Consider the following 25,749-nt stretch of genomic DNA (forward strand, 5'->3'; position numbering starts at 1 on the left):
AAATGAGCCACTGGATATCTATCAAGCCCGTTATGATAAACAGCAATCAGCGAACCAGCGCATTAAGCTTAAATTGGAAAAGCATAAAATAGACTAAACCAAAAATTTTTTCATTTTTCTGTTAGCAAACGCTTGCGTCATTGTGTCACACGCGTATAATGCGCCACAATTTGCCGGGAGAAACCATGAACGCTGCTGCTCTATTTTTGAAAGAGAACACCGACACCGCACTGCCATCACGCGGTCAGGACAGCCTGTTTTTCCCCGCCGTATTGATAAAAAAGCCCCTCATTGAGGGGCTTTTTTTTGGCCTACTAGATAGCAAGTCTTGCTGATACAGGAGAATCACGATGCCGAATCCGTTATATCACCGCGACATAATCTCAATTAACGATTTAGATAAAACCGACCTTGAATTAGTTCTTAAAGTGGCCGCTTCATTAAAGCAGCAACCTCAACCCGAGTTTCTGAAGCATAAAGTTATCGCCAGCTGTTTCTTCGAAGCATCGACGCGTACCCGTCTGTCATTCGAAACCGCCATTCATCGTTTAGGGGCATCTGTCGTCGGCTTCTCCGATAGCGCCAATACCTCATTAGGTAAGAAAGGCGAGACTCTTGCAGACACCATTTCCGTTATCAGCCAGTATGTTGATGCGATTGTGATGCGCCACCCACAAGAAGGTGCCGCGCGTTTAGCTAGCCAGTTCTCAGGTTCTGTCCCAATTATCAACGCAGGCGATGGCTCTAACCAGCATCCTACCCAAACCCTGTTAGACCTGTTTACTATCCAAGAAACTCAAGGTCGCCTAGATAACCTGAAAATCGCTATGGTCGGTGACCTGAAATATGGCAGAACGGTGCATTCACTGACTCAAGCGCTCTCGAAGTTTGAAGGTAATCACTTCTACTTTATTTCCCCAGAAGTGTTATCGATGCCGGCTCATATCCTGAATATTCTGGATGAAAAAGGGGCGACTTACAGCCTGCATAACAATGTCGATGAAGTGATCCCTGAAGTGGATATTCTGTATATGACTCGCGTTCAAAAAGAGCGTTTAGACCCATCAGAATATGCCAACGTTAAAGCGCAATTTATTCTGCGCGCTCAAGACCTGCACAGCGCCAAAGATAATTTAAAAGTGCTGCACCCGCTTCCGCGTATCGATGAAATTACCGTGGATGTGGACAGCACCCCATATGCCTACTACTTCCAGCAAGCAGGGAATGGGATTTATGCGCGCCAAGCGCTGCTGTCTCTGGTATTAAATAAAGAACTGGCAATCTGAGGAGAAGACCATGACACACGACCATAAATTACAAGTTGAAGCCATCCGTTGCGGCACTGTCATCGACCATATCCCTGCTCAAATTGGGTTCAAATTACTGAAGCTGTTTAAGCTCACCAAAACCGATGAGCGCATCACTATTGGGCTGAATTTACCCTCCAGCAATATGGGCAAAAAAGACATTATCAAAATCGAAAATACCTTTTTAACCCCAGAGCAAGCCAACCAATTAGCGATGTATGCGCCGGAAGCCACCGTTAATCGTATTGAAGATTATCAAGTAGTCGAGAAATTAGACCTGAAATTACCGGAACAAATCGACAGCGTATTGGTGTGTCCAAACAGTAACTGTATTAGCCATAATGAACCAGTTTCTAGCAGTTTCCGCATTAAAAAACGCGCTAAACATGTGGCATTAACCTGCAAATTCTGTGAAAAAGAGTTCGATAGAGACGCCGTGATCAATAATCAGTAAGGTATTTAGGCGTAGACTGCGTCTTTGTGTGGATGCCGTTCCATGTCTATAATAGCGTCCAAACCCTTTTTTACGTGATAAACGGAGAAATTATGTCATACGAAATCAGCACCGAAAATGCACCAGCCGCTATTGGTCCTTACGTTCAAGGCGTCGATTTAGGCAGTATGGTTATGACTTCAGGTCAAATTCCTGTTGATCCAAAAACCGGTAATGTCCCTGAAGATATCGCTGCACAAACTCGTCAATCACTGGCGAACGTAAAAGCGATTTTAGAAAAAGCAGGTCTGGGCGTTGCCAACATCGTAAAAACGACCGTTTTTGTGAAAGATTTAAATGACTTCGCTACCGTTAATGCCACTTATGAAGAATTTTTCAAACAACATAATGCGCCATTCCCAGCGCGTTCTTGTGTTGAAGTTGCTCGTCTGCCAAAAGATGTGAAAATCGAAATCGAAGCTATCGCGGTGCGTAAATAGTTTTATTCAGTTTCAGATTGTCAGTCTGATAGCCTGCTAACACATTGTCAGCAGGCTTTTTTTATTAGCTTCATTCTAAATATACTTATCAACTTTCAGGTTATTCACTGTATCTCAAGGCGATTTTCTTCTCTTCGTCACGTTTTGCCACGATAGCCCCTTGGATATATCCGCCACCTAACCTTATGGCTCACTAAATTATCGAACGCACAATTTAATTACTGCCTGCACTTTTGATATTCATACAAATTATTTTTTTCCTTGTTTTAAATCAAATTACCGTCAGCTAAAAAAAGGCAATATCCTACATATTGTGCTTTAATTAATTCAATAGACACTACATATAGTAAAAATTCACATTTCTTTCACAGGGATGCCCCATACTGATAAAAGATAATGGACGCTATCGCCAGTCCTGTGAGGGATTTAATAAGGAGTATGACAGTGAAAACGGTGGTTATAAAACGAGATGGTTGTCAGGTCAATTTTGATCTCCCGCGCATTCAAGAAGCGGTGCGACGTGCAGCCGCGGCGGTAGATGTCAAAGATGATGATTATTGTCTGCAAGTGGCTACGGTTGTTTCTGAACAACTGTGTCATCGAGAAAAAGTGGATATCGCCGAAATCCAAGATGCTGTCGAAAACCAGCTGATGTCTGGACCTTATAAAGATTTGGCACGTGCCTATATTGAGTATCGCCATGATAGAGATAGCGAACGCGAAAAGCGCAGCCAACTGACTCACGAAATCCGCGGCCTAATTGAGCAAAGTAACCTATCTTTACTCAATGAAAATGCGAATAAAGACAGTAAAGTGATCCCAACCCAGCGTGATTTATTAGCCGGGATCGTCGCTAAGCATTATGCCAAACAGCATATTTTGCCACGCGATGTGGTACTTGCTCATGAAAAGGGTGAAATTCACTATCATGACCTCGATTATGCCCCTTTCTTCCCGATGTTTAACTGTATGCTTATCGACCTTGATGGCATGTTAACCAACGGCTTTAAGATGGGAAATGCAGAAATCGAGCCACCAAAATCCATTTCGACTGCGACTGCCGTTACTGCACAAATTATTGCCCAAGTGGCTAGCCATATTTATGGCGGAACCACTATTAACCGCATTGATGAAATTTTGGCGCCTTATGTGGCTATCAGCCATGAAAAACATTTAAAAGTGGCCAAAGAATGGGGTATTACTAACGCCGAAGCTTATGCCCAAAGTCGCACTGAAAAAGAGTGTTATGATGCTTTCCAGTCCTTAGAGTACGAAGTGAATACACTGCATACCGCGAACGGGCAAACCCCCTTCGTCACCTTTGGCTTTGGGTTAGGCACATCCCAAGAAGCGCGACTTATCCAGCAATCTATTCTCAAAAACCGCATTGCGGGACTGGGCAAAAACCGCAAAACCGCCGTTTTCCCAAAACTCGTGTTTGCCATCAAAGATGGGCTGAACCACAAATATGGCGATCCTAACTACGATATCAAACAGTTAGCCTTAGAATGTGCCAGCAAACGTATGTATCCAGACATCCTCAATTACGATCGCGTGGTTGATGTCACTGGCTCCTTTAAAACACCGATGGGCTGCCGCAGTTTCTTGGGCGTCTATGAAGAAGATGGCAAACAAATTCACGATGGGCGAAATAACCTCGGCGTGATAAGCCTGAATTTACCGCGTATTGCGCTGGAAGCTCAAGGTAGCGAAGAGGCATTTTGGGCGCTTCTCGACGAGCGTTTAGCCATCGCCAAAAAAGCATTAATGACCCGCATTGCACGCTTAGAAAATGTCAAAGCTCGTGTCGCCCCTATCTTATATATGGAAGGTGCCTGCGGCGTTCGCTTAAAAGCCAATGACAGCGTAGCTGAAATCTTCAAACATGGACGCGCTTCCATTTCATTGGGTTACATTGGGTTACACGAAACCATCAATGCCCTATTTGGCACGCAGACTCATGTGTATGACAGCGAGCAATTACGCGAAAAAGCGGTCGCTATCGTCAATCGTCTGCGCCAAGCCACTGACGAATGGAAATCCCAAACAGGCTACGGTTTCAGCTTATACAGCACGCCGAGCGAAAATCTGTGCGACCGTTTCTGTCGCTTAGATACCGCTGAATTTGGCGTTATTGAGGGTGTAACCGACAAAGGCTACTACACCAATAGCTTCCACTTAGATGTGGAAAAACAGGTTAATCCTTACGATAAAATCGATTTTGAACAGCCGTATCCAGCGCTCGCCAATGGCGGTTTTATCTGCTACGGCGAATACCCGAACTTACAGCACAACCTCAAAGCCCTCGAAGATGTCTGGGATTACAGCTATCAGCATGTGCCTTACTACGGCACTAATACGCCAATCGACGAATGCTATGACTGCGGTTTTTCGGGTGAATTTTCCTGTACCAGCAAAGGCTTTACCTGCCCAGCTTGCGGCAACCACGATACTAATCGCGTTTCAGTGATCCGCCGTGTCTGTGGCTATTTAGGCAGCCCAGATGCCCGACCGTTTAATGCGGGTAAGCAAGAGGAAGTGAAGCGCCGCATCAAGCACTTGGGAAATGGGCAGCTTGGTTAATAAATCGATAAGTTAACGGCGTATAAATACCATGAATTATCACCAATATTATCCTGTGGATGTGGTAAATGGACCCGGTACCCGCTGCACATTGTTCGTCTCGGGCTGCGTTCATCAGTGCCGAGGCTGTTATAACCAAAGCACATGGCGCGTGGATTCCGGTATTCCCTTTACCCAAGAGATGGAAGACCAAATTATCCAAGATTTGCAGGATACGCGTATTCGCCGCCAAGGGCTTTCCCTCTCAGGGGGAGATCCTTTGCATCCTGCCAACTTGCCCGCCATTTTAGCGCTAGTGAAGCGAGTGAAAGCCGTCTGCCCAGATAAGGATATTTGGGTGTGGACGGGCTATAAACTTGATGAGTTAACACTAGAACAGCAAAAAGTGGTGAGTTTGATCAATACGTTGATTGATGGAAAGTTCGAGCAAGAACGGTATGATCCCGCGCTGCTATGGCGCGGTAGCAGTAACCAAATTATTCATCGGCTACGTTAAGCTTCACGTAACCAATGTAACTTGGTGCCAAAGCCCAGCGTGTTATCCACCATTTTCACCGTCTGTAATTGGAGCTGCCAAATCGGCAGCTTCGCCTCTAGAGCGACAGGGAATCGCTGGCAATAAAATGCTTTCTGCACATCCACCTCTTCACCAGCAAATTGGCGAATTTCTCCCACAAATTGAATACCTTGAATTTTACCCACTTGCTTAGTTTGTGCAGAGATTGTTCCAGCCACTCGAGGATTTTCCTGCATTAATTGGCCGTGCTGCGAATCGGGGGATGTTATGAAAATTAAACACATATTTTGGCGGTCAAAGGTGTAGTAGCAACTGGCAGCCCAAATATCATCTTGGTGAGAGGTAAACAGAGAAAAAACGTGTTGGCGAGCAATATAGCGCTGGATATGTTGTAAGGTGTTTTCGGGTGTCATTGCGAATGTCCATGTTAGACCGTTCAGAACACGCCCATAAAAATGGCAGGGCGTGCTTAAGCTGTTCTGAACGTTATCTGTACTTAGTTCGCACTACTATAACTTACTCATTCGAGTTGCACCTAACATAAGGTTTTATATCAGCAATGCTAGCACTCGAAGCTACTGCTCAAAATCGACCATACTTCCCTTCTAGTTCCCCCCTCTCCTCCTCGCTTTTACTCTAAATAATTCGAGTTGCAGCTAGGCGGCAAGCGAACGAGTCGCTAGGAGCATACACTAGTATGTGACTAGTGGGAGTGAACGCAGCCAACAATGCTGCGGCTCGAAGTATGACGAGTAAATCTGACGAGTAGAATTATTTGTAGATTGCTGCTGTACCATTCATCTCATTCTCACCGCTTGCAGAAATCACACGGAAAGATTTTGCGCCAGCTTCATCAGCTTTTTTGGCTAATTGTGCAGTCAGGTCATTTACACTTGCAGCACCACTTACAGACACATAACCAACTGCTGGCTCACTAGCTTGTCTAACTTCTTCAGCCGCCATTGAACCAAATGATACAGCACCTAAAGCTAAAGCAGCAGCAAATAATGTTGATTTTTTCATGGTAAACTTCCTCATTGTATGTTTGATATTTACAGGGTTTTTTCGTGTTCCCCTGTGATATGGATCATACTATGCGCTTTATTCTGAGATGAAAATTAGCTAATTTTGCTATAGTTATTCAAATTAATTGAACGATAACCTATGTTGAGGTTACAAATTTGTGACGGGTTTATATCATTTTTTATTTATAATTTAGTATGTTATAAACTTTATGATCCGCGAGAAAATTCGCTGCAAGCCAACTAAATTCTCCTTATAAATCAGCACAGAATGCTAAATTAAATAACAAGAAAAACAAAATGACACAGCAAAATTGGTCTCTTTACTTAATTCGGCAGAAAAATAACGCGCTATATTGTGGGATCACCACCGATGTTCAGCGGCGTTTTCAACAGCATGAAGCGGGAACAGGTGCCAAGGCACTAAAAGGTAAAGCGCCTTTGACCCTCGTTTTTCATTGTACTGCAGGGGATCGTTCTGAAGCATCTCAATTAGAGTATCGAGTTAAGCAATTGAGTAAGCAGGCAAAAGAAAGGCTGGTCACTGACCAGCCTGATGATTTACATCATTATTTAGCGGCTTACACATTGTCAAAATGCGATGAGTAAGTGACTTCGCCTTTATGCTGGTCAATTGCGCCATTTTCGAGTCCGTAGACAAGAAAATGTTTTTGTAAACTTGGCCATTGGCAACGTAATTCATGGTTGGAAGCGGGTTCGAAACCAAAACGCCCGTAGTAACCCTCATCACCGAGAACGACGACAGCCCCATAACCAAATTCATTTAAGCTATCTAACCCTTCATAAACCAATTTTTCCGCGATACCTTGACCTTGATAGGCTTTTTTAACGGCTAATGGGGCGAGTCCTACCCATTGAACATCTTCACCATTCACATCAACCGGAGTAAACCCGACATAGCCAATAACTTCGCCGTCATCGTTGGTCGCCACTACACCGAGGGTCAGTAACCCATCTTCACGCAGGTGCTGAACAAGATCTGCCTCACCCTCAGTTGGGAAGGTTTCACGTAATAGCGTGTCGATACCCATGGCATCAACCGGGATTTCTACACGTATCAGCATGAGGTTAACACAGGCGTTTTATGCTCTGCGTCCTCACTGTCTTGTACCGTTTTAATCACATCAGCGAGCTGTAATAGACCAAAACGTAAAGGCGCGGGCATATTTTCAATTTCGAAGGCATCCATCAAGTTTTTAACATACAAACCTAATTCAGTATCCCCTTCAATCACCAAACGACGTTGGAAAAAGAGCGTATCGGGATCTTCTTTGCGGGCTGCGATCAATACCAGATCATTGGCATTGCCGCTGACACTGACATCCGGTTCAGCCTGCTTTTGTACCACCAGCTGACCCTCTTGTAAGCTGATAAACCAAACAAGCTCTAAATCTCGGATCTCAACTTTCAGCCATTTCCCTTCCAGAAAATCGAGTTCGCCTTCTTTAACAGATTCACGAAACTGCCAACTTAATAGTTGTTCGAGTATTTGACGCTGTACGACAAATGGGGTCACTTTCAATGGAAACTTCAAAAATGAAGGGCCTTGAGTGATCAGTTGAGAACGAATTTTACCAAACACAGTACTAACTCCCGTATCAATTATCTGTCCACCACGCAGAACTACCGGTTAAAGTAGCCGCTTGGACAATTTTAATACCTATAATGACTAAGATTATAGATAACATTGATGTGTAGATGTAAAGATAGTCAGAGATATATCGTTATTTATCCGATATAAGGACATATTTTGCCAAAAAATAACCTGATGATACCGATCCTATATCAATCTTTATCCATCTCGCCAATATTTATTTTCAATAATCTCTACACTTTTATAATAGTCACGAAATAACTATCTCGCCTACAACATTCCAAGCTTCTCTGCGCTAAATCAAAACCTCTACTAGACCCCTTGTCTAGAATGATCAATTGCTAAATTTTTATACAGAGAAAAAGCTAATGGAATTACTCTGCCCTGCGGGGAATTTACCTGCCTTAAAAGCTGCTGTTGATAATGGTGCCGATGCGGTGTACATCGGACTCAAAAATGATACTAACGCGCGTCATTTTGCAGGTTTGAATTTTACGGAAAAAAATCTGCATGAAGCAGAGCGTTATATCCACCAGCGTAAACGTAAATTGCATATTGCGATAAATACCTTCGCTCACCCTGATGGTTATCAACGCTGGCAAAACTCTGTTGATTTGGCGGCTGACTTAGGAGCCGATGCTCTGATCCTCGCCGACATTGCTATGTTAGAGTACGCAGCCAATAAATACCCGCATATTGAACGCCATGTTTCTGTGCAAGCTTCCGCGACCAACACGGAAGCCATTCGTTTCTATCAGCGTAACTTTCAGGTGCATCGCGTTGTGCTCCCTCGCGTGTTATCGATTCACCAAGTGAAACAGCTCGCCAAAACCAGTCCTGTACCGCTGGAAGTATTTGCGTTTGGTAGCTTGTGCATTATGGCTGAAGGCCGCTGCTATCTTTCTTCCTACTTAACGGGAGAATCCCCGAATACCGTCGGCGCTTGTTCTCCTGCGCGTTTTGTTCGCTGGCAACAGACTGAAAATGGCATGGAATCCCGCCTCAATGATGTGCTGATCGACAGCTACCAAAAAAATGAAAATGCCGGTTATCCAACCCTGTGTAAAGGGCGCTATGTGGTGGATGAGCAGAAATATCATGTGCTTGAAGAGCCTACCAGTCTCAATACCATTGAGCTGCTGCCTGAGCTGATGAGTGCCAATATCGCTTCAGTAAAAATTGAAGGTCGTCAACGCAGCCCTGCCTATGTCACCCAAGTGACCAAGATTTGGCGTCAGGCCATCAATCGCTATAAATCCAATCCAGACGGTTTTGTGACAGATCCTAGGTGGCTCAAAGTCCTTGGTGACCTTTCTGAAGGTAGCCAAACCACCCTTGGTGCTTATCACCGTAAGTGGCAATAACTGGCGCACATCATTCATCAGCATGGATTAATGGGTAACATAATGAAATATGCATTAGGCTCAGTACTGTACTACTGGCCAACATCAACTTTACAGGATTTTTATCAGCAGGCAGCAGACAGCGACGCGGATATTATTTATCTCGGAGAAACAGTATGTAGCAAACGCCGCGATATGAAACCCAATGACTGGATTGATCTCGCGAAACAGCTAGCAGGAAGCGGTAAACAAATTATTCTCAGCACCCTTGCGCTGTTACAAGCGCCCTCTGAGCAAAAAGAAATCAGTAAGTTAGTCGATAATGGCGAGTTTTTGATTGAAGCGCACGATTTTGGTGTCGTCAACATGCTGGCAGAGCGCAAATTGCCTTTTGTGGCAGGCCATGGGCTTAACTGTTATAACGCCCCCTCACTGAATATTTTGCTACGCCAAGGCATGATGCGCTGGTGTATGCCCGTTGAGCTTTCCCGTGACTGGCTGGTGAATTTACTCACTCAATGTGAAGAGTTAGGCATTCGCGATCAGTTTGAAGTGGAGGTTTTCAGCTACGGTCATCTACCTTTAGCATACTCCGCTCGCTGCTTTACGGCGCGCTCGGAAAACCGTCAAAAAGATGAGTGTGAAACCTGCTGCATTAATTACCCGCAAGGGCGTAAAGTGATGTCACAGGAGCAACAACAAGTTTTCACGCTTAATGGCATCCAAACCTTGAGCGGCTATTGCTATAACTTAGGCAACGATATTTCATCCATGCAGGGTTTGGTGGATATTGTACGGGTTTCCCCTGAAAACCTTGAGTCCCTCGATGTGATTAAGCAATTTAAAGCCAACCAGCATGGGCAGTCCCCCCTGACTATTCCCGACCAAAGCTGTAATGGCTATTGGCGTAATATTGCGGGATTGACTCTAGAGGCGTGATGGTTTTTTCTATTTATAAGAGGCTCTTTATAGGGCCTTTTTATTCAATTAGCCAAATAGTTCACTGTGTGAACCTATATCAATGAAAGCCACTAAGCGTCCATCATCCGAAAGTCGATATACGAGCAGAAAATCACCTCCAATATGTAATTCCCTTGCACCACCCCACTCATTTCCTTCTACCAGCCCGATTATAACGTTCCCATGATTTTTTAAAGGTTAATGTATAAGCTACCTGCCTTGGGCGCGTTTATGGCTTGTTTTTTGACTCACTCTTCGTTAGCTCCAACATCATCTCATCCAATGAAGAATACTGTTGCTCAATAAGCGCGGCTTCTTTTAAAGCCTGAGCAGTTTTCGCAGAAGGCTGTTTGCGTTTAATTTCAAAAGGAACCCCCTGTTCCTGAACAACCTGCTCAAGAAACAAACGGATCGCGGCACTAATGGTCAGTCCACAATCTTGCAACACACTGGTTGCCTCAGCTTTTAGTTGCTCATCAATGCGACTACGAACATCCGTCGTTTTTAATAAAGCAGTCATAAAATACCTCACCGTCATAATGTAGCTACATTGTAGCCACCTTTATGTTTAAATATACCATTGCGTGGCAACCTGTGCAATTCTTCATCAATAACCTGTCTATACCCAGAATATCCCCCAAACAGATACGCAGTTACTCCCTTTGAATTCAGTTGACGTGCTGTAGATTAGATAAACAAACTCACAGACTAATAAGGAAATACCCGTGATAAAACGTCCCCTGCTCGTCATGACACTTTTTTTAGCGGGATGCTCAACATCCCTTGAGTACACCAAAGCGGATCTCGAAAAAAACCAAGAAGTGAGTTACTCCGATTCTGGGTACTATCGCGTGGTATTTAAAGGGAAAAAAATTCTTTCAGTACCTGAAAATGCCCATATTGTGGCAGGCACTGAAGATAATGCGGTTGGAAAACTTAACCAAGATGGCAAAACAGGTGAGTTTGTGATTGCAGGCCTTGCAGCCAAAAGCAATGGCAACATTAGCTCCCAAGTGGGTGGTCACGATTATAATTTGAATTTCCTATTAACCGATGAAAATGATTTACCACTTTCATCAGTCAATTACATCATTATCAATGACTGTAATGGGGAAGCTTATTCGGGCAAAACCAATGCTAACGGACGTACATTCTCAGTTTCAACGTCCGAAGAGTGCAACTTAAGCCTCAGCGTTGTAGAGTAAAATGCAGTGGAATAAAAGATTGTGGTGTAATTGTTCAAAATGAGAGGTTGGAAACCAACCTCTCAGACCATTGACAAACCCATCAGGTTTGGAAATGGCTCTTTTGAGTTGTAAAATTAACAAGGAAAATCAATTTATTGATTTTCGGCTGATAACACAAAGCAGGAAAAACGACGCTTTTATCCTGCTTTGTCATCAACCTCAGAGGTTGGAAACCAACCTCTCTGACGATTATTTATGGTTATTTATGAAAATGCTTGCGCCAGCGATGCAGCGCATGGCTAATTTGGCGTAACTCCCCATCTCGCAGCATGCCAATAAACACACCGATAAATGAGTAAATCACCCCAAGCACCAGCATCATCACAATATCCATCAAGATATCCCTAAATGGCAGCCCCATTTGGTTGATCCCCGCCATGGCGTTAGTCGCCCATGTGGATGGCAACGCAGAGGCAATCATCCGCACCCAGTCCGGCATGGCTTGCAATGGCCAAATCGTACCGGACATATAGAACACCGGCGTGGTGATAAACGCCAATGTCAGGTAGATCATTTCCACACTACGCAAACATTCCGTGACCAGCTTCCCTAACCCAATAACGGCGAGTAAGAATGGGAACGTCAACATCCAAATCTGGTACAGCGGCGCTTCTTGCCGATAGCCCAAAATCCATGGCCATAAGGCAAAAAACACGGTCGAAAGAAATAACCAAATAGGCACCAGTGCCGACAACGCACCAAGGTAAACCGCTAATGGGGGTTTGCCTTTTGGTGTAGAGCGAATGGCAATACTGACCCGCACGCACGCAATTAATAAGGAGTGCTGCAATAACATCACCAGCAGGCCAGGAAAAATAATGGCCGCAAAGCTAATACCGGGGTTATACAGTGGCTCTGTCTCACTGCGAACAGGGGCAATAATCACTTTCGCTTGTTCAGGGCTAAAGCCTGCTTTTTCCAGTAACTGGGTGTTATAGGCGCTCAATAGCGTTTGATACGCTTTTGATAACTCTTGCTGGATTTGCCCACTGGCTAAACGGTTTGTGGCATCCCCATAAACCGGTACTGTGATATTTTTGCCACTAAGCAGATGCTTTTCAAAATCTGTTGGAATGATCACGATAGCGAATAGCTGCCTCGCAATCATATCCTGCCGCGCTTGGGCTAAATTATCGTAACTGTGTAGCTGAACTTTGGGCGTGGCGTCTAAATCGCGGATCAATTCACGACTTGCGCCTGAATGATCCATATCGATAACCGCCACAGGTAGATCCCACAATACCGGGCGCGCATAGACCAAACTCATAATACAGAGAGAAACGAGCAGCAGCAGCCACATCGGTTTCTCCAGCATGCCCAGCAGTACCTTTTTAAACGTCGCAAAATAGACCGTCATCATACGATACTTCCTTGGGTTTCTAGCCGTTTCACTAAGCGCTTACGGATCAAAAATGCCGTCAGTAACGGATAAATCAGCAAGAATAGGCACACTTGCACAATGCGCTCAAACGAGATTTCCCGTAAGAAAATATCAAACATGGCATTTAAGGTGTGAGTAAGCGGCTCCGCGTTCGAAATAATCCGTGCGGGCAAAATCATCGAGAGTTCCGGTACTGCCATACCAGAAAACGCCAAGGCAATACTCACCAGCATCCCGATTAAGCTGTAAGCCATAATCGCGCTGGACGTGAAGCTAAACAGCAGTAACCCGATACTTTGCGCCGCTATCACATAGAAGAAGCCCACCAGCATCATATACAGCGGGTTCCCTACCACTTTTGCATCGAAGATAGTGACTAGGGCCGCCAGTTCCACAATCAGTAACGTCGTGAAAAATAACGTATATGGCGCCATTTTGCCTAGCAGTGCCATTGAAAATGGCTTCACGCTTTGAAGAATGGTGCCGCGAGACATGGTGTAAATAGTGGCAGTGACCACAAACAGTTGCAGCATATGGATGGTCGCCGCAAATTGTTGGTAATAAATATAGCTGCCACTTGGGTTAAAGAGGCTATCGTAAGAGAGCGTAACTTGCGCCAATGCCGGTAGAGATTGCCCCATCGATTTTGCCATTTCTTGACGGTATTTGGCGTTAAGTTCCGCGACTAAGCCACTAAAATCTTGAATGGCATAACTGCCGGATGCGTAAAATAGCGCATTGTAGTACATGCGTAATTCAGGCTGGCGTCCTCGCAATATATCCTCTTCAAAATTTTGGGGGATATACAGCAAGGCATAATCTTTGGCGCTGCCCAGCTGCTTGATGGATGTCACTAAGTTGCCATCAATCGCTTTCACTTCCGCATGAGGACCCGCGTCAAGATCGCGAATAATTTGCCTTGAAATGGGGCTATTGTTGTTATCTACCACCGAAACTGGCACATCCATCAGCGTTCCCTCTGAGAAGTTAGCACTGACTAACGTAAACAGCATCAAAGGGAATAGCCAACTCAGCCAGTGAAAGACTGGGCTGCGGATAGCCATTTGGGTTTCGCGGCTAAAGGCATGTTCAAAACCACGCCAAGCGAATTTGAGTTTCATGGCGTCACCTGTTATTTATCCCAGTGCCACAAAACGCTCATCCCCGGTCGTAATCCTTCAATCGGCTGTTGTGGATACAAGCGAACTTCAAAGGTTTTCAGGTCGAAATCCCCTGTCGCACGGGTGGCTCGTTTAGTCGCGTAATCCCCTTTCGGTGCAATATAGCGAACTTCGGCTTCCACGGTTTTATCCCCTAAGGCTGGCACCGTCAGCTCAATTTTGTCCCCTTTTTTCACCCCCACTAAAATATCTTCACGTAGGTTATACACAAAATAGGCTTGAGGAAGACTGATCAATGAGATTAAAGGACTACCAGCATTGAACAATTCACCAATTTCCGCTGGGATTGGACCGACTTCACCATCCACAGGGGCTTTCACTTGCAAGTCATCCAGTTGAACTTGGAGTTCAGCCAGTTTTTGCTCTGCTTGCTTCACTGCGGCTTCATATTGTTGACGCTGCTCGATACGATCGCCGTTTTTCCCTTCTTCCAAACGCGCCTTAGCACTTTGGACTTGTTGGAACGCAACATCTTTTGCTTTACGGGCGGTATCTAACTCATTCGCGGAGACATACCCTTTGACTGAAAGATTATTTAAACGGGTAAATTCACGAGAAGCATTTTGGTATTGAGAATTTGCTTGAGCTACCGCAGCTTGCAGATCACGCAGCGTCTCTTCACGAGTCCCATTTAAGGATTGGTCGAGTTGGGCTTGAGCTTGGTCCTTAGCCGCTTTTAATGCCGCATATTGGGCTTGTAACTCAGGGCTTTCTAAGGTAATCAGTAACTGCCCTTTTTTCACATCATCCCCGCGTTCTACATGGCGTTCAATGACTCTGCCTTTGGCTTTTGAAGTCACGATGACTTCCGGTGCGTCCACTTCCCCTTGCAATAATAAAAATTGGTTATGGGAATGAAAAAGCGCCGCAGCAGCAATTAAGATCAGCATAAGCAAGATCAGTATGATGGTTCTTTTTTTCATTATGTATGTGGGCCTTGAATAATAACGGAGGAAACTACTTTTTCATTATGACAACAAATTAACACTAACGTTAAGAAATTTGTGCGCAAAATCACGCTTTAGTGGTCTTTTTTAGTCTGAGGGGCTTTGGCGCTTATGTCAAATAATGATGTTTTGCTAATTATTAAATGACGATTACTTAACCAGCCCAATAAGATACAATATCCCCCAAAAGTATATGGCTAAACCCACTGAACGTAGTCAACACCCCCATAGTGCAAAATATAGTGAGCCATGCTCTAAATAGTTCACCTTGTGGGTAAGATAATTGTGGGTCGGCGACAAGAGAAGATATCTTAGTGAACATACAAAAGTATGTGACTAGAGGAGCTGAACGTAGCCAACTCCCCCATAATGTGAAATATGACGAGCATGTACAAAAGTATGTGACTTAAATAGCTGAGCGCAGCCAACACCCCCATAATGTGAAATATGACGAGCATGTACGAATTTGACTTAATTTTATTGCTACTACAGCAAATGTGCGTTTACCTTGTTATCGCTTGGGCACTCAGCCGCACTCCATTGGTCACCCCACTTCTTAAGGTTACTATCCGCTTACCTCATAAAGTGATGTGCTACCTGATTTTCTCAGTATTTTGCATCATCGGTACTTATTTTGGTTTACATATCAATGATTCCATAGCTAACACTCGTGCTATTGGCGCTGTACTTGGCGGATTATTAGGCGGCCCTGCGGTGGGTTTTGCTGTTGGGTTTACGGGTGGGATCCACCGATACTCTTTGGGTGGAATGAGCGCTTTCGCTTGTATGATCTCGACCATTGTCGAAGGCTTAATTGGTGGTCTGGTCCATCGCTACTATATGAAGCGCGGGGAAATTAATAAAATTTTTAACCCTGTTACCGCCAGCTGCGTGACCTTTTTCGCTGAAATCATCCAGATGCTGATTATTTTACTCATCGCTCGTCCATTCGATGAAGCCTATGAATTAGTGAAAAATATTGCCGCACCGATGATCATTGCCAATACCATCGGGGCAGCCATGTTTATCCGTATATTGCTGGATAGGCGCGCCATCGTCGAGAAATACACCACGGCATTCTCCGCTCAAGCCTTGAAAATCGCCCTATGTACTGAAGGTATTTTGCGTAAAGGCTTCAATGCGGATAACAGCATGAAAGTGGCGAAAATTATTTATCAAGAGTTAGATATTGGTGCGGTGGCCATTACGGATCGAGAAAAAATTCTCGCCTTTATCGGACTAGGCTCCGATCACCACATTCCGGGGACACCTATCTCATCCATTCAATCCAGGCAGGCCATTGATAATAATGAAGTGGTCTATGCCGATGGTAACGAAACTCCCTATAAATGCTCATTAAGCTCTTCATGCAAACTGGGCTCAACCCTTGTGATCCCACTTAGAGGTGAAAACCAGCGAGTCATTGGAACCATCAAATTATACCAAGCCAAAAATAGCCTCTTTAGCTCCATCAACCGTACGCTAGGGGAAGGAATTGCCAGCCTGTTTTCTGCCCAAATTTTGGCAGGGCAATATGAGCGTAATAAACAATCCTTACTGCAATCGGAAGTCAAACTGCTTCACGCACAAGTGAACCCGCATTTTCTCTTTAATGTGCTCAACACATTACAGGCTGTGATCCGCAAAGATAGCCAGCAAGCGGGACAACTTGTGCAGTATATCTCCACCTTCTTTCGTAATAACTTAAAACGTCCAGAGCAGAATGCGACACTAGGGGAAGAAATTGAGCACATCAATTCATACCTACAAATTGAAAAGGCGCGATTCCAAGAGAGTTTGCAGATCCATTTAGATATCCCCGATGAAGTTAAACAGGTGGAATTACCCGCGTTCACACTGCAACCGATTGTCGAAAACGCAATAAAACATGGCACTTCACAGTTATTAAATACCGGATACATTACAATACGTAGCTATATTCGCTGTGAACATGTCTATATTGAAATCGAAGATAATGCCGGTTTATACCAGCCAAGTGGACAGTCTGACGGCTTAGGGATGGGCTTAGTCGATAAACGCTTGCGCCTGAAATACGGTGAAAAATATGGAATAGGCGTGGAGTATGAACCTGAAAAATTCACCCGCGTGAAAATTCGCTTGCCCTACATGTCCACTTAATCACATTGCACATAATAAATGATAATAACGCTATGAATGTATTGATCGTTGATGACGAACCCCTAGCACGTGAAAACGTGCGCTGCTTACTTGAGGAGCATGACGATATCGAAATTATTGGCGAGTGCGCCAATGCCATTGAAGCCATCGGTTTGATCCACAAAAAAAAGCCTGATGTGGTGTTTTTAGATATTCAAATGCCCCGAGTTACGGGATTAGAAATGGTGCGTATGCTCGATCCTGAAGAGCGCCCACATATTGTTTTTCTGACGGCATTTAATGAGTTTGCTATCCAAGCTTTCGAAGAGCATGCTTTCGACTATCTACTTAAACCCCTTGAACCAGAAAGATTGGCAAAGACTTTAGCTCGTTTACGTCAAAATAAACAGAAACAGAATCTCGAGCTTCTCGATAACAACGAACCGCTCAAATTTATTCCTTGTACCGGACACAGCCGCATTTATTTGATGAAATTAGATGATGTCCAATATGTCACTTCACGTATGAGCGGCGTGTATGTGATGAGTACCCAAGGACAAGAAGGCTTTACCGAATTAACCTTGCGCACATTAGAAATGCGTACGTCGTTAGTGCGTTGCCATCGTCAATATTTAGTGAATATGGCCCAGCTCAGAGAGATTTTATTTGGGGATAATGGACAAGCCGAATTGGTGCTATGCTCAGGTGGGCATATTCCCGTTAGCCGCCGCTATTTAAAACCATTGAAAGAAGCGCTAGGGCTAATTTAACGAGTGACTCAGGAGAAAAGGTTATGGCTGATTTTTACCTGCAAATTCGGACTAATTCGATGACATTGAAAAATCTCGACACCCATGAAGAACGCAGTGCAACGGGTGAGTTTTCAGTCCAAAGGATGGTTATCGGGAATTTTTTTAAAGCCGAGTTTGTGCTGTATCAGTTGGTCTGCGATATGGGTCTAAAAGTCCGTCGCCCTTTTGCGTCGAAACATCGTGTTTTGGTTCAAGCCCTCGAAATTATTGAAGGGGGCGTGAATATGGTGGAAGAGCGCCTATTTAGCGAAATTGTTTACGGGGCATTTAATCAGCGAGTAAAAAAAGTGGTGGTGAGCCGATCACCACTGCCTATGCCTCAGCGAGAAGCGAAAGCCTTATTAACTGCATAAAAAAACCCGCATTTTAAAATGCGGGTTTTTTGTATTTATCTCAGCCACATTAACGTGGCTGGATAGCGCTATTATGCGTTGTGGCTGCTGCTACGACGACGTGGCGCTGCATTGTTGCCATCTTGGCGCGGTGCAGAGTTACCACGGTCACGGTTGCCACCATCGCGATTTCCACCACGACGGTTGCCGCTGAAGCCTTCGCGATCACCACCGCTACGACGACCATCACGATCGCCACTACGGTCATTACGACGACCTGCACCGAAACCACCTTCGCTGCCGCCTTCACGACGTGGGCCACCACGACGTTCGCCACCGCCACGACGCTCAAATGGTTGAGCATCACCAATCAGTTGCATTTGCATTGGTTTGTTCAGTACACGCGCACGGCTTAAGTGAGTTAACACTTCGCTTGGCATACCTTTTGGTAACTCGATAGTTGAGTGAGTACCAAACAGTTTGATGTTACCAATGTAGCGGCTGCTGATGTCTGCTTCGTTCGCAATCGCACCAACGATATGACGAACTTCAACACCGTCATCACGCCCCACTTCGATACGGTACATTTCCATATCGCCAACATCACGACGCTCACGACGAGCACCACGGTCGCCGCGCTCTGCACGGTCAAAACCGTTGCCGTTGCTGTTGCGGTCACGACGGTCACCACGACGATCATCACGGTCGTTGAATTCACGACGCGGACGACGCGGTGCATCTGGTGGTAGGATCAGAGCGCGTTCGCCTTGAGCCATTTTCAGTAATGCCGCTGCTAAAGTTTCCATATCTACATCTTCAGATGGAGACATTTTCGCTAACAGTGAACGGTACTGATCTAAGTCGCTGCTTTCTAATTGCTGTTGAATTTGCTCAGCAAATTTCGCCTGACGACGTTGGCTTAATACGTCAGCATCTGGCAATTCCACTTCAGGAATAGTCAGTTTCATTGTACGTTCAACGTTGCGCAGTAAACGACGCTCACGGTTCTCAACGAACAGTAATGCACGACCCGCACGACCCGCACGACCGGTACGACCGATACGGTGAACGTAAGATTCCGCATCCATTGGGATGTCGTAGTTAACAACTAAGCTGATACGCTCAACATCCAGACCACGTGCTGCAACGTCAGTTGCGATCAGGATATCTAAACGACCATCTTTTAAGCGCTCTAATGTTTGCTCACGCAGTGCTTGGTTCATGTCACCATTCAGTGCCGCACTGTTGTAGCCATTACGCTCAAGCGCTTCTGCAACTTCTAAGGTTGCGTTTTTGGTACGAACGAAAATAATCGCCGCATCGAAATCTTCAGCTTCTAAGAAACGTACCAGCGCTTCATTTTTACGCATGCCGTAAACAGTCCAGTAGCTTTGAGCGATATCTGGACGTGTAGTAATGCTCGACTGAATGCGGATCTCTTTAGGATCTTTCATAAAGCGACGAGTAATACGACGGATTGGTTCTGGCATTGTTGCCGAGAACAGCGCAGTTTGGTGTTCTGCTGGAATCTGGCCCATGATGTTTTCAACATCATCGATGAAGCCCATACGCAGCATTTCATCAGCTTCGTCTAATACTAAGCCTTTCAATTTAGAAAGATCTAAAGTACCGCGCTTCAGGTGGTCTAACAGACGACCTGGAGTACCAACAACCACTTGTGGTCCTTGGCGTAATGCACGAAGTTGAACGTCATAACGTTGACCGCCATATAAGGCAACCACGTTGACACGGTTCATGTGTTTAGAGAAATCGCTCAGTGCTTCAGCAACTTGCACCGCTAACTCACGTGTCGGTGCCAGTACTAAAATTTGTGGCGCTTTTAAATCAGGGTCGATGTTATGCAGTAATGGCAAACCAAATGCAGCGGTTTTACCACTACCTGTTTGTGCCATACCTAATACATCATTACCATCCAATAACAATGGAATACATTGTTGCTGGATTGGAGATGGTTTTTCGTATCCCAGGTCGCTTAGTGCGTTCAAAATAGATGCTGATAAACCTAGATCAGCAAAAGACATATCGGTCTCAGTCGTCATGTAAAGGTGCCTCATACTTAGTGGCGGCCAGTTTACATAACGGAGCGAAAATCATTTCGGTCATTATCATTTAAAATGTGAACTGGCTCAAATTGTGTTATTAAACGAACAAATAAACCCTCACCCGGGTGGATGATGGCTTAAAAATGAATAGAGAAATGTTCGTCAGCTATTGCTGGCCCGATTCTAATAGGTCGTCTTGTTCTTGGCCTAACAGCGCCAATTCCAACAATGCGTAGCGGTGCTCAACAAAGCTGTGTGCGTTGTTAGCTACCGTCAGTTTGAATAACGCAGTTGCGCTATCCTTATCCCCCAGACTTAGGTAATGCTTACCTAAATAGAAGTTAGTTTCACTGAGATGCTCAGCGAGCGAAGTGTTATCCGTAGATGTCTCTTTCAAACGCTCCATCAATGTCGTTTCATTGATATTGCCAAGATAGAATTCTACGATATTCCAGCCCCATTGCCCTTTCTCCGCTTGGTTGTAGCGGGCAGCAAGATTGTCTTGTGCCATACGCGGGTCTATGTCTTTCTCTACGAGATAAAGCCACAGAGTACGAAAAGGATCATTTGGATCTATCTGATAATACGCCAGCAGATCATCCTGCGCTAATTTGTATCGTCCACCGTAATATAATGCGATGCCACGATTCATTCGCGCGAAATTGTAAGTTGGATCAAGCTCTAAAACAGAATCAAACGCTTCATAGGCGGCATCATAGTTGCCAGCCTGCGTAAAATATATTCCTAAAAAGTTAAAGATTTCAGGAATATCCGGACGGATTGACAACGCAGTTGAAAAATCATTACGTGCCAGCGCCCTTAAACCGAGACTATCATACAGTACTCCGCGCTCATATAAAAGCTGCGCGTACTCATCATCGGTTAAAGATCGGCTCGCAAGGATTTGTTCCATACGAGCCAAAATCACTTCTTGTTGTAATGAAGGCTGTAATGGAACTGCAAAAACCTCGTTTTTACGCCAATCTTTATTACTACATCCAATAATAATAAAAAAGATGAACGCGGATAGCACACGAACTAAGGTGCGGCTATCGATAAAACGAAAGTTAATACAGTTCTGCATACTACGCCCTTACATTACCACTAGTCAGCAAATTTAGGCTGATAGCGCCTAAGTTTATCAGGCGCTACACTTTCGTGTCAGCTTATTCTGCTGATTCCTGCTGTGCTGGAGCTTCTTCGCCAGCAACCGCTTCTTTCATGCTCAGGCGAATACGGCCTTGACGGTCGATTTCTAACACCTTAACAGGAACTTCTTGACCCATTTGCAGGTAGTCAGTCACTTTCTCTACACGCTTGTCTGCGATTTGAGAAATGTGAACCAGACCTTCTTTACCACCACCGATAGCAACGAATGCACCGAAGTCAACGATACGAGTCACTTTACCTTGGTAAATACGACCCACTTCAACTTCTGCTGTGATGTCTTCGATGCGACGAATTGCTTCTTTCGCTTTCAGGCCATCAGTTGCTGCGATCTTCACAGTACCGTCATCTTCGATTTCGATAGTTGTACCTGTTTCTTCCGTTAATGCGCGGATAACAGAACCACCTTTACCGATGACATCTTTGATCTTGTCTGGGTTGATACGAATGGTGTAAATGCGTGGAGCGAACTCGGAGATCTCTTCACGTGGACCATTGATAGCTTGTTCCATTGTGCCAAGGATATGCAGACGCGCACCTTTAGCTTGGTTCAGAGCCACTTGCATGATTTCGCGAGTGATACCTTCGATTTTGATATCCATTTGCAGTGCGCTGATACCGTCACGGCTACCCGCTACTTTAAAGTCCATATCACCTAAGTGGTCTTCGTCACCTAAGATGTCAGACAGGACAACGAAATCGTCGCCTTCTTTCACCAGACCCATCGCGATACCCGCAACAGCAGCTTTAATTGGTACACCAGCATCCATCAGAGCCAGAGACGCACCACATACAGATGCCATTGAAGAAGAACCGTTAGATTCCGTGATTTCAGAAACCACACGTACTGTGTACGGGAATTCTGCTTGTGAAGGCATAACTGCCAGCACACCACGTTTCGCTAAGCGACCGTGACCAATTTCGCGACGTTTAGGTGAACCAACCATACCAGTCTCACCAACAGAGTATGGAGGGAAGTTGTAGTGGAATAAGAAGCGGTCAGTGTATTCGCCCATTAATTGGTCGATAACCTGTGCATCACGCTCAGTACCTAATGTTGCAGTAACCAGCGCCTGAGTTTCACCACGGGTGAACAGTGCAGAACCGTGAGTACGTGGCAGAACACCAGTACGAACGTCCAGCGCACGAACCATGTCTTTCTCACGACCATCGATACGTGGCTCACCACGGATAACGCGGCTACGAACAACTTGTTTTTCTAAGTGAGCAAGAATGTCTGACACTTCAGAAACATCGACGTTTTCATCTTCAGCAACCAGAGTTGCAATCACTTCGTCTTTGATTAAGTCAACTTGAGCATAACGCTCTTGTTTCTCAGTGATACGGTAAGCATCGCCCATACGGCTTTCAGCCAGTGCAGCAACGCGATCGTGCAGAGCTTGGTTAACTGGCTCTGGCTGCCAATCCCATTTCTCTTTGCCCGCTTCTTTGACTAATTCATTAATATTCTGAATAACAACTTGTTGTTGATCGTGACCGAACACCACTGCACCCAGCATTTGCTCTTCGCTTAACAGTTCAGCTTCTGACTCAACCATTAATACTGCGCTGTCAGTACCTGCAACGACTAAATCCAGACGGCTTGATTTTAATTCATCAGCAGTTGGGTTCAGAACATATTGGTCATTGATAAAACCAACACGTGCAGCACCGATAGGACCATTGAATGGAACACCAGACAGTGCCAGTGCAGCAGATGCACCGATCATCGCAACGATATCTGGGTTAACTTGTGGGTTAACAGAAACAACGGTAGCGATGATTTGGATTTCGTTCAGGAAGCCTTCTGGGAACAGAGGACGTAATGGACGGTCAATCAGACGTGCAACTAAAGTTTCGCCTTCACCAGGACGGCCTTCACGACGGAAGAAGCTACCTGGGATACGACCTGCAGCGTAAGTACGCTCTTGGTAGTTAACCGTTAAAGGGAAGAAATCTTGCCCTTCTTTAACTTTTTTCTGTGCCACAGCAGTCACGAATACTGCAGTGTCATCCATGTTTACCATCACCGCCGCCGTTGCTTGGCGTGCGATCATGCCTGTTTCTAATGTTACGGTATGCTGGCCATACTGGAACTTACGAACAATAGGATTTAACAAAATATTACCCTTTTTGTAAGGCTACGAGAGATTCTCAAGTAGCATGGTTTATTTTCTGACTACAGCCTCGCGACTAATGAGAGGATTGATATTCCAATCATCAATTCTCTCATTAGTCGCGCGAATACGGATGTAGTTTTAAGTGGTTTTAATTAAAACAGTCAATTATCGATAATAGCTTAACATTTTAGTTAAGTATAATTCGAGTATTACTTCAACTTTCAACTAATTTTTAGAAGAAAAGGGGCCATTTGGCCCCTTTCCTCTGAAACTGACAAGATTAACGACGCAGACCCAGACGCTCGATCAGCGCTGTGTAACGTGCGATATCTTTACCTTTCAGGTAAGCTTGTAAACGACGACGCTGAGCAACCATACGCAGCAGACCACGACGGCTGTGGTGATCTTTTTTGTGCTCGGAGAAGTGACCTTGCAGATGGTTGATTTGTGCAGTTAACAGAGCGATTTGAACTTCGCTTGAACCCGTGTCGTTTTCACCGCGGCCGAATTCAGCAACGATTTTCGCTTTCGCTTCAGTACTTAGAGACATAATAAACTCCAAAATAATATAAATTTAAGTGATGAGAGCCAATCTCTAATTTAGCATCTCAAGATTTAGCGCCGTCATTCTACGCTGCTTAGGGCAGCAAAGCAATAAGCGCCATTATGCGGACGGTTCATTTTCAACGACCAAACGCTTCGGTGCAATACGTCCATCTTCACTAATCAAAGCAATACCGATAAACCGCTGCTCTGAACCACAAGTGACGCGGATCATGTCGCCTTCCACTAGGTCTTTTACATCACCACGTACAGGTTGACCCTGTTTAAAATACGCGGCTGTTTCCTCAGTAATATTCACTGCAGGAAAATGAACCACTGCGGTATCCATTGGCAATAATAGCGAATCGAGCAAGGATTCAAATGAACCTTCTCCCGCATCCACTTTTGCCCGCAAAGCAGCTAATTGTTCCAACGTGACCATGCGATCGTAAGGATAATTTGCCACTTGTACACGACGCAGATAAGTTACGTGCGCACCGCATCCTAACATTTCACCTAAATCGTCAATAATAGTCCGAATATAGGTGCCTTTAGAACAGTGAATTTCCAGTTCTAATTCGTTGTTATCCCAACGAAGAAACTGAAGTTCATACACTGTAATCGGGCGGGCTTCACGCTCTACCGTGATACCTTTACGTGCGTATTCATACAATGGGCGCCCTTGGTGTTTCAGCGCTGAATACATGGAAGGCACTTGCAGGGTATCCCCACGAAAATGTTCGAGGGCTTCTTCAAGTTGCTGTGCCGTAAAAGTGATATCGCGTTCGCTGATGATTTCACCATGGGAGTCGGAAGTATCTGTCCGTTGACCAAGGCGAGCAATCACCCGATAGCGCTTATCTGAATCGAGTAAAAACTGTGAAAATTTCGTCGCTTCGCCAAGGCAGACTGGCAGCATGCCTGTCGCTAATGGGTCAAGTGCCCCCGTGTGCCCAGCTTTATTCGCATTGAAAAAGCGCCGCACTTTTTGCAGCGCATCGTTTGAGGAAATATCGGTGGGCTTATCTAACAGCACAACGCCGTCAATATTGCGCCCGCTACGACGACGCCCCATTATTTTTCCTCTTTACTATCTGTACCTGCACGACGCTCTTCGTCATTACGAATCACGTTCGATACTAAGTTAGACATACGCATACCATCAACTAGTGAGTTGTCATATTCAAACGTTAACTCAGGAATAATACGTAAACGCATTGCTTTCCCCAGTAATGAACGAATGAAACCTGACGCTTCATTTAATGCTTTAATGCCGTCTGCAACCATCTCTTCTTCACTTTTTTCATTCGCAAAGTTGAAGAAAGTGACGAAGACTTTACCGTATGCCAGATCCCGTGACAGCTCTACGCCAGAAACGGTTGCCATGCCAATACGGGGATCTTTGATTTCGCGCTGCAAGATAATCGCAATTTCTTTTTGCATTTCTTGAGCTACGCGCTGAGAACGACTGAATTCTTTTGCCATCGTTAATCTCCTGACAATAAAGGGGGCAATAGCCCCCTCATTAATACTATTTTGTCACCACGATACTTCGTGG

28 protein-coding genes are annotated in these 25,749 nt (G+C 45.0%); 13 read left to right on the plus strand and 15 right to left on the minus strand.

Features of this window, described 5'->3' with window-relative positions; translation table 11 throughout:
- Positions 1–185: 185 nt before the first annotated feature.
- The 6 genes from PR799_RS14185 to nrdG all read left to right on the plus strand — a co-directional run bounded on the left by PR799_RS14185 (position 186) and on the right by nrdG (position 5,319).
- Entirely contained in the window at positions 186–335 is a 150-nt protein-coding gene (locus tag PR799_RS14185) for a hypothetical protein (protein WP_165906943.1), read from the plus strand.
- A 15-nt stretch (positions 336–350) separates the two neighbouring features.
- Positions 351–1,286, plus strand: coding sequence for an aspartate carbamoyltransferase (gene pyrB / locus PR799_RS14190; RefSeq protein WP_154603006.1), 936 nt, complete (start codon positions 351–353; stop codon positions 1,284–1,286).
- A 10-nt stretch (positions 1,287–1,296) separates the two neighbouring features.
- Positions 1,297–1,761, plus strand: coding sequence for an aspartate carbamoyltransferase regulatory subunit (pyrI, locus tag PR799_RS14195; protein WP_036949112.1), 465 nt, complete (start codon positions 1,297–1,299; stop codon positions 1,759–1,761).
- A gap of 92 nt (positions 1,762–1,853) precedes the next feature.
- Complete coding sequence (gene ridA, locus PR799_RS14200) at positions 1,854–2,240, plus strand: 2-iminobutanoate/2-iminopropanoate deaminase (protein ID WP_006662427.1); 387 nt, start codon at positions 1,854–1,856, stop codon at positions 2,238–2,240.
- A 444-nt stretch (positions 2,241–2,684) separates the two neighbouring features.
- Positions 2,685–4,823, plus strand: coding sequence for an anaerobic ribonucleoside-triphosphate reductase (gene nrdD / locus PR799_RS14205; protein WP_272522501.1), 2,139 nt, complete (start codon positions 2,685–2,687; stop codon positions 4,821–4,823).
- 31 nt (positions 4,824–4,854) lie between these two features.
- Entirely contained in the window at positions 4,855–5,319 is a 465-nt protein-coding gene (gene nrdG / locus PR799_RS14210) for an anaerobic ribonucleoside-triphosphate reductase-activating protein (protein WP_154628807.1), read from the plus strand.
- Here nrdG and PR799_RS14215 read toward each other — a convergent pair.
- Positions 5,316–5,753, minus strand: coding sequence for a YhbP family protein (locus tag PR799_RS14215; RefSeq protein WP_272522503.1), 438 nt, complete (start codon positions 5,751–5,753; stop codon positions 5,316–5,318). The genes nrdG and PR799_RS14215 overlap by 4 nt on opposite strands.
- A gap of 358 nt (positions 5,754–6,111) precedes the next feature.
- A complete protein-coding gene (gene bhsA, locus PR799_RS14220; RefSeq protein WP_154603012.1) occupies positions 6,112–6,363 on the minus strand; it encodes a multiple stress resistance protein BhsA in 252 nt (83 codons plus the stop codon).
- A 299-nt stretch (positions 6,364–6,662) separates the two neighbouring features.
- On the opposite strand from bhsA, the gene PR799_RS14225 reads away from it, so the two are divergent.
- Positions 6,663–6,971, plus strand: coding sequence for a GIY-YIG nuclease family protein (locus PR799_RS14225; protein WP_272522505.1), 309 nt, complete (start codon positions 6,663–6,665; stop codon positions 6,969–6,971).
- Here the strand turns inward: PR799_RS14225 and PR799_RS14230 are convergent.
- Positions 6,944–7,447: a GNAT family N-acetyltransferase gene (locus tag PR799_RS14230; RefSeq protein WP_036949091.1), complete on the minus strand. Its 504-nt coding sequence runs from the start codon at positions 7,445–7,447 to the stop codon at positions 6,944–6,946. The genes PR799_RS14225 and PR799_RS14230 overlap by 28 nt on opposite strands.
- Positions 7,441–7,965, minus strand: coding sequence for a ubiquinone anaerobic biosynthesis accessory factor UbiT (gene ubiT, locus PR799_RS14235; protein WP_036949089.1), 525 nt, complete (start codon positions 7,963–7,965; stop codon positions 7,441–7,443). The genes PR799_RS14230 and ubiT overlap by 7 nt, the downstream gene beginning before the upstream one ends.
- A 380-nt stretch (positions 7,966–8,345) precedes the next feature.
- On the opposite strand from ubiT, the gene ubiU reads away from it, so the two are divergent.
- Positions 8,346–9,341 (plus strand): ubiquinone anaerobic biosynthesis protein UbiU, encoded by a 996-nt coding sequence (gene ubiU, locus PR799_RS14240; RefSeq protein WP_272522507.1) that lies wholly within the window; start codon positions 8,346–8,348, stop codon positions 9,339–9,341.
- A gap of 42 nt (positions 9,342–9,383) precedes the next feature.
- Positions 9,384–10,259, plus strand: coding sequence for a U32 family peptidase (locus PR799_RS14245; protein WP_272522508.1), 876 nt, complete (start codon positions 9,384–9,386; stop codon positions 10,257–10,259).
- A gap of 48 nt (positions 10,260–10,307) precedes the next feature.
- On the opposite strand, the gene PR799_RS17640 is transcribed toward PR799_RS14245, so the two are convergent.
- Together PR799_RS17640 and PR799_RS14255 are read right to left on the minus strand one after the other, a co-directional pair.
- Entirely contained in the window at positions 10,308–10,454 is a 147-nt protein-coding gene (locus tag PR799_RS17640; RefSeq protein WP_336298636.1) for a type II toxin-antitoxin system mRNA interferase toxin, RelE/StbE family, read from the minus strand.
- A 55-nt stretch (positions 10,455–10,509) separates the two neighbouring features.
- Complete coding sequence (locus tag PR799_RS14255; protein WP_154603017.1) at positions 10,510–10,800, minus strand: type II toxin-antitoxin system RelB/DinJ family antitoxin; 291 nt, start codon at positions 10,798–10,800, stop codon at positions 10,510–10,512.
- A 205-nt stretch (positions 10,801–11,005) separates the two neighbouring features.
- Between PR799_RS14255 and PR799_RS14260 the strand changes: the two genes are divergently transcribed.
- Positions 11,006–11,485, plus strand: a complete 480-nt coding sequence (locus tag PR799_RS14260; RefSeq protein ID WP_272522511.1) for a hypothetical protein — start codon at positions 11,006–11,008, stop codon at positions 11,483–11,485.
- 241 nt (positions 11,486–11,726) lie between these two features.
- On the opposite strand, the gene PR799_RS14265 is transcribed toward PR799_RS14260, so the two are convergent.
- The 3 genes from PR799_RS14265 to PR799_RS14275 are packed head-to-tail and all read right to left on the minus strand — an operon-like array spanning position 11,727 to position 15,012.
- Positions 11,727–12,884 carry an ABC transporter permease gene (locus tag PR799_RS14265; protein WP_154628892.1) on the minus strand — a complete coding sequence of 386 codons (1,158 nt, stop codon included), beginning with the start codon at positions 12,882–12,884 and terminating at the stop codon, positions 11,727–11,729.
- On the minus strand, positions 12,884–14,029 hold the full coding sequence (locus tag PR799_RS14270; RefSeq protein WP_272522513.1) for an ABC transporter permease: 1,146 nt from the start codon (positions 14,027–14,029) through the stop codon (positions 12,884–12,886). The genes PR799_RS14265 and PR799_RS14270 overlap by 1 nt, the downstream gene beginning before the upstream one ends.
- Positions 14,030–14,040: 11 nt before the next feature.
- Positions 14,041–15,012: an HlyD family secretion protein gene (locus PR799_RS14275; RefSeq protein ID WP_272522515.1), complete on the minus strand. Its 972-nt coding sequence runs from the start codon at positions 15,010–15,012 to the stop codon at positions 14,041–14,043.
- Positions 15,013–15,492: 480 nt separating this feature from the next.
- Between PR799_RS14275 and PR799_RS14280 the strand changes: the two genes are divergently transcribed.
- From PR799_RS14280 to PR799_RS14290, 3 genes are read left to right on the plus strand one after another with little or no spacing between them, the layout of a single operon-like run.
- A complete protein-coding gene (locus PR799_RS14280; RefSeq protein ID WP_154603114.1) occupies positions 15,493–17,175 on the plus strand; it encodes a sensor histidine kinase in 1,683 nt (560 codons plus the stop codon).
- A 32-nt stretch (positions 17,176–17,207) separates the two neighbouring features.
- Entirely contained in the window at positions 17,208–17,924 is a 717-nt protein-coding gene (gene btsR, locus PR799_RS14285; protein WP_154628821.1) for a two-component system response regulator BtsR, read from the plus strand.
- Positions 17,925–17,947: 23 nt separating this feature from the next.
- Positions 17,948–18,319, plus strand: coding sequence for a YjaA family stress response protein (locus PR799_RS14290; protein WP_272522517.1), 372 nt, complete (start codon positions 17,948–17,950; stop codon positions 18,317–18,319).
- A 71-nt stretch (positions 18,320–18,390) separates the two neighbouring features.
- Here the strand turns inward: PR799_RS14290 and PR799_RS14295 are convergent, their stop codons facing one another.
- From PR799_RS14295 to rbfA, 6 genes are all read right to left on the minus strand, one after another.
- Positions 18,391–20,358 (minus strand): DEAD/DEAH family ATP-dependent RNA helicase, encoded by a 1,968-nt coding sequence (locus tag PR799_RS14295; RefSeq protein ID WP_272522519.1) that lies wholly within the window; start codon positions 20,356–20,358, stop codon positions 18,391–18,393.
- A gap of 169 nt (positions 20,359–20,527) precedes the next feature.
- The gene (gene nlpI, locus PR799_RS14300) at positions 20,528–21,445 is read right to left on the minus strand and encodes a lipoprotein NlpI (RefSeq protein ID WP_154599704.1); all 918 of its coding nucleotides are present in this window, start codon (positions 21,443–21,445) and stop codon (positions 20,528–20,530) included.
- 82 nt (positions 21,446–21,527) lie between these two features.
- Positions 21,528–23,648 carry a polyribonucleotide nucleotidyltransferase gene (pnp, locus tag PR799_RS14305; protein ID WP_154628824.1) on the minus strand — a complete coding sequence of 707 codons (2,121 nt, stop codon included), beginning with the start codon at positions 23,646–23,648 and terminating at the stop codon, positions 21,528–21,530.
- A gap of 280 nt (positions 23,649–23,928) precedes the next feature.
- Positions 23,929–24,198, minus strand: coding sequence for a 30S ribosomal protein S15 (rpsO, locus tag PR799_RS14310; protein WP_006814502.1), 270 nt, complete (start codon positions 24,196–24,198; stop codon positions 23,929–23,931).
- 114 nt (positions 24,199–24,312) lie between these two features.
- Positions 24,313–25,266 carry a tRNA pseudouridine(55) synthase TruB gene (gene truB / locus PR799_RS14315; protein ID WP_154628825.1) on the minus strand — a complete coding sequence of 318 codons (954 nt, stop codon included), beginning with the start codon at positions 25,264–25,266 and terminating at the stop codon, positions 24,313–24,315.
- Positions 25,266–25,676 (minus strand): 30S ribosome-binding factor RbfA, encoded by a 411-nt coding sequence (gene rbfA / locus PR799_RS14320; protein WP_036949056.1) that lies wholly within the window; start codon positions 25,674–25,676, stop codon positions 25,266–25,268. The genes truB and rbfA overlap by 1 nt, the downstream gene beginning before the upstream one ends.
- Positions 25,677–25,749: the final 73 nt, after the last annotated feature.

It is taken from the genome of Providencia sp. PROV202, from assembly GCF_028479565.1.
Classification (GTDB): domain Bacteria; phylum Pseudomonadota; class Gammaproteobacteria; order Enterobacterales; family Enterobacteriaceae; genus Providencia; species Providencia zhijiangensis.

Coding starts and splice junctions, on each gene's coding strand:
- btsR (WP_154628821.1), top strand. CDS start 17,208: ATGAATGTATTGATCGTTGATGACGAACCCCTAGCACGTGAAAACGTG.
- PR799_RS14265 (WP_154628892.1), bottom strand. CDS start 12,884: ATGACGGTCTATTTTGCGACGTTTAAAAAGGTACTGCTGGGCATGCTG.
- rpsO (WP_006814502.1), bottom strand. CDS start 24,198: ATGTCTCTAAGTACTGAAGCGAAAGCGAAAATCGTTGCTGAATTCGGC.
- PR799_RS14295 (WP_272522519.1), bottom strand. CDS start 20,358: ATGACGACTGAGACCGATATGTCTTTTGCTGATCTAGGTTTATCAGCA.
- nrdG (WP_154628807.1), top strand. CDS start 4,855: ATGAATTATCACCAATATTATCCTGTGGATGTGGTAAATGGACCCGGT.
- PR799_RS14290 (WP_272522517.1), top strand. CDS start 17,948: ATGGCTGATTTTTACCTGCAAATTCGGACTAATTCGATGACATTGAAA.
- nlpI (WP_154599704.1), bottom strand. CDS start 21,445: ATGCAGAACTGTATTAACTTTCGTTTTATCGATAGCCGCACCTTAGTT.
- PR799_RS14245 (WP_272522508.1), top strand. CDS start 9,384: ATGAAATATGCATTAGGCTCAGTACTGTACTACTGGCCAACATCAACT.
- PR799_RS14230 (WP_036949091.1), bottom strand. CDS start 7,447: ATGCTGATACGTGTAGAAATCCCGGTTGATGCCATGGGTATCGACACG.
- PR799_RS14280 (WP_154603114.1), top strand. CDS start 15,493: ATGTACGAATTTGACTTAATTTTATTGCTACTACAGCAAATGTGCGTT.
- ridA (WP_006662427.1), top strand. CDS start 1,854: ATGTCATACGAAATCAGCACCGAAAATGCACCAGCCGCTATTGGTCCT.
- pyrI (WP_036949112.1), top strand. CDS start 1,297: ATGACACACGACCATAAATTACAAGTTGAAGCCATCCGTTGCGGCACT.
- pyrB (WP_154603006.1), top strand. CDS start 351: ATGCCGAATCCGTTATATCACCGCGACATAATCTCAATTAACGATTTA.
- PR799_RS14270 (WP_272522513.1), bottom strand. CDS start 14,029: ATGAAACTCAAATTCGCTTGGCGTGGTTTTGAACATGCCTTTAGCCGC.
- truB (WP_154628825.1), bottom strand. CDS start 25,266: ATGGGGCGTCGTCGTAGCGGGCGCAATATTGACGGCGTTGTGCTGTTA.
- PR799_RS14185 (WP_165906943.1), top strand. CDS start 186: ATGAACGCTGCTGCTCTATTTTTGAAAGAGAACACCGACACCGCACTG.
- ubiU (WP_272522507.1), top strand. CDS start 8,346: ATGGAATTACTCTGCCCTGCGGGGAATTTACCTGCCTTAAAAGCTGCT.
- PR799_RS14215 (WP_272522503.1), bottom strand. CDS start 5,753: ATGACACCCGAAAACACCTTACAACATATCCAGCGCTATATTGCTCGC.
- rbfA (WP_036949056.1), bottom strand. CDS start 25,676: ATGGCAAAAGAATTCAGTCGTTCTCAGCGCGTAGCTCAAGAAATGCAA.
- bhsA (WP_154603012.1), bottom strand. CDS start 6,363: ATGAAAAAATCAACATTATTTGCTGCTGCTTTAGCTTTAGGTGCTGTA.
- PR799_RS14225 (WP_272522505.1), top strand. CDS start 6,663: ATGACACAGCAAAATTGGTCTCTTTACTTAATTCGGCAGAAAAATAAC.
- PR799_RS14255 (WP_154603017.1), bottom strand. CDS start 10,800: ATGACTGCTTTATTAAAAACGACGGATGTTCGTAGTCGCATTGATGAG.
- PR799_RS14275 (WP_272522515.1), bottom strand. CDS start 15,012: ATGAAAAAAAGAACCATCATACTGATCTTGCTTATGCTGATCTTAATT.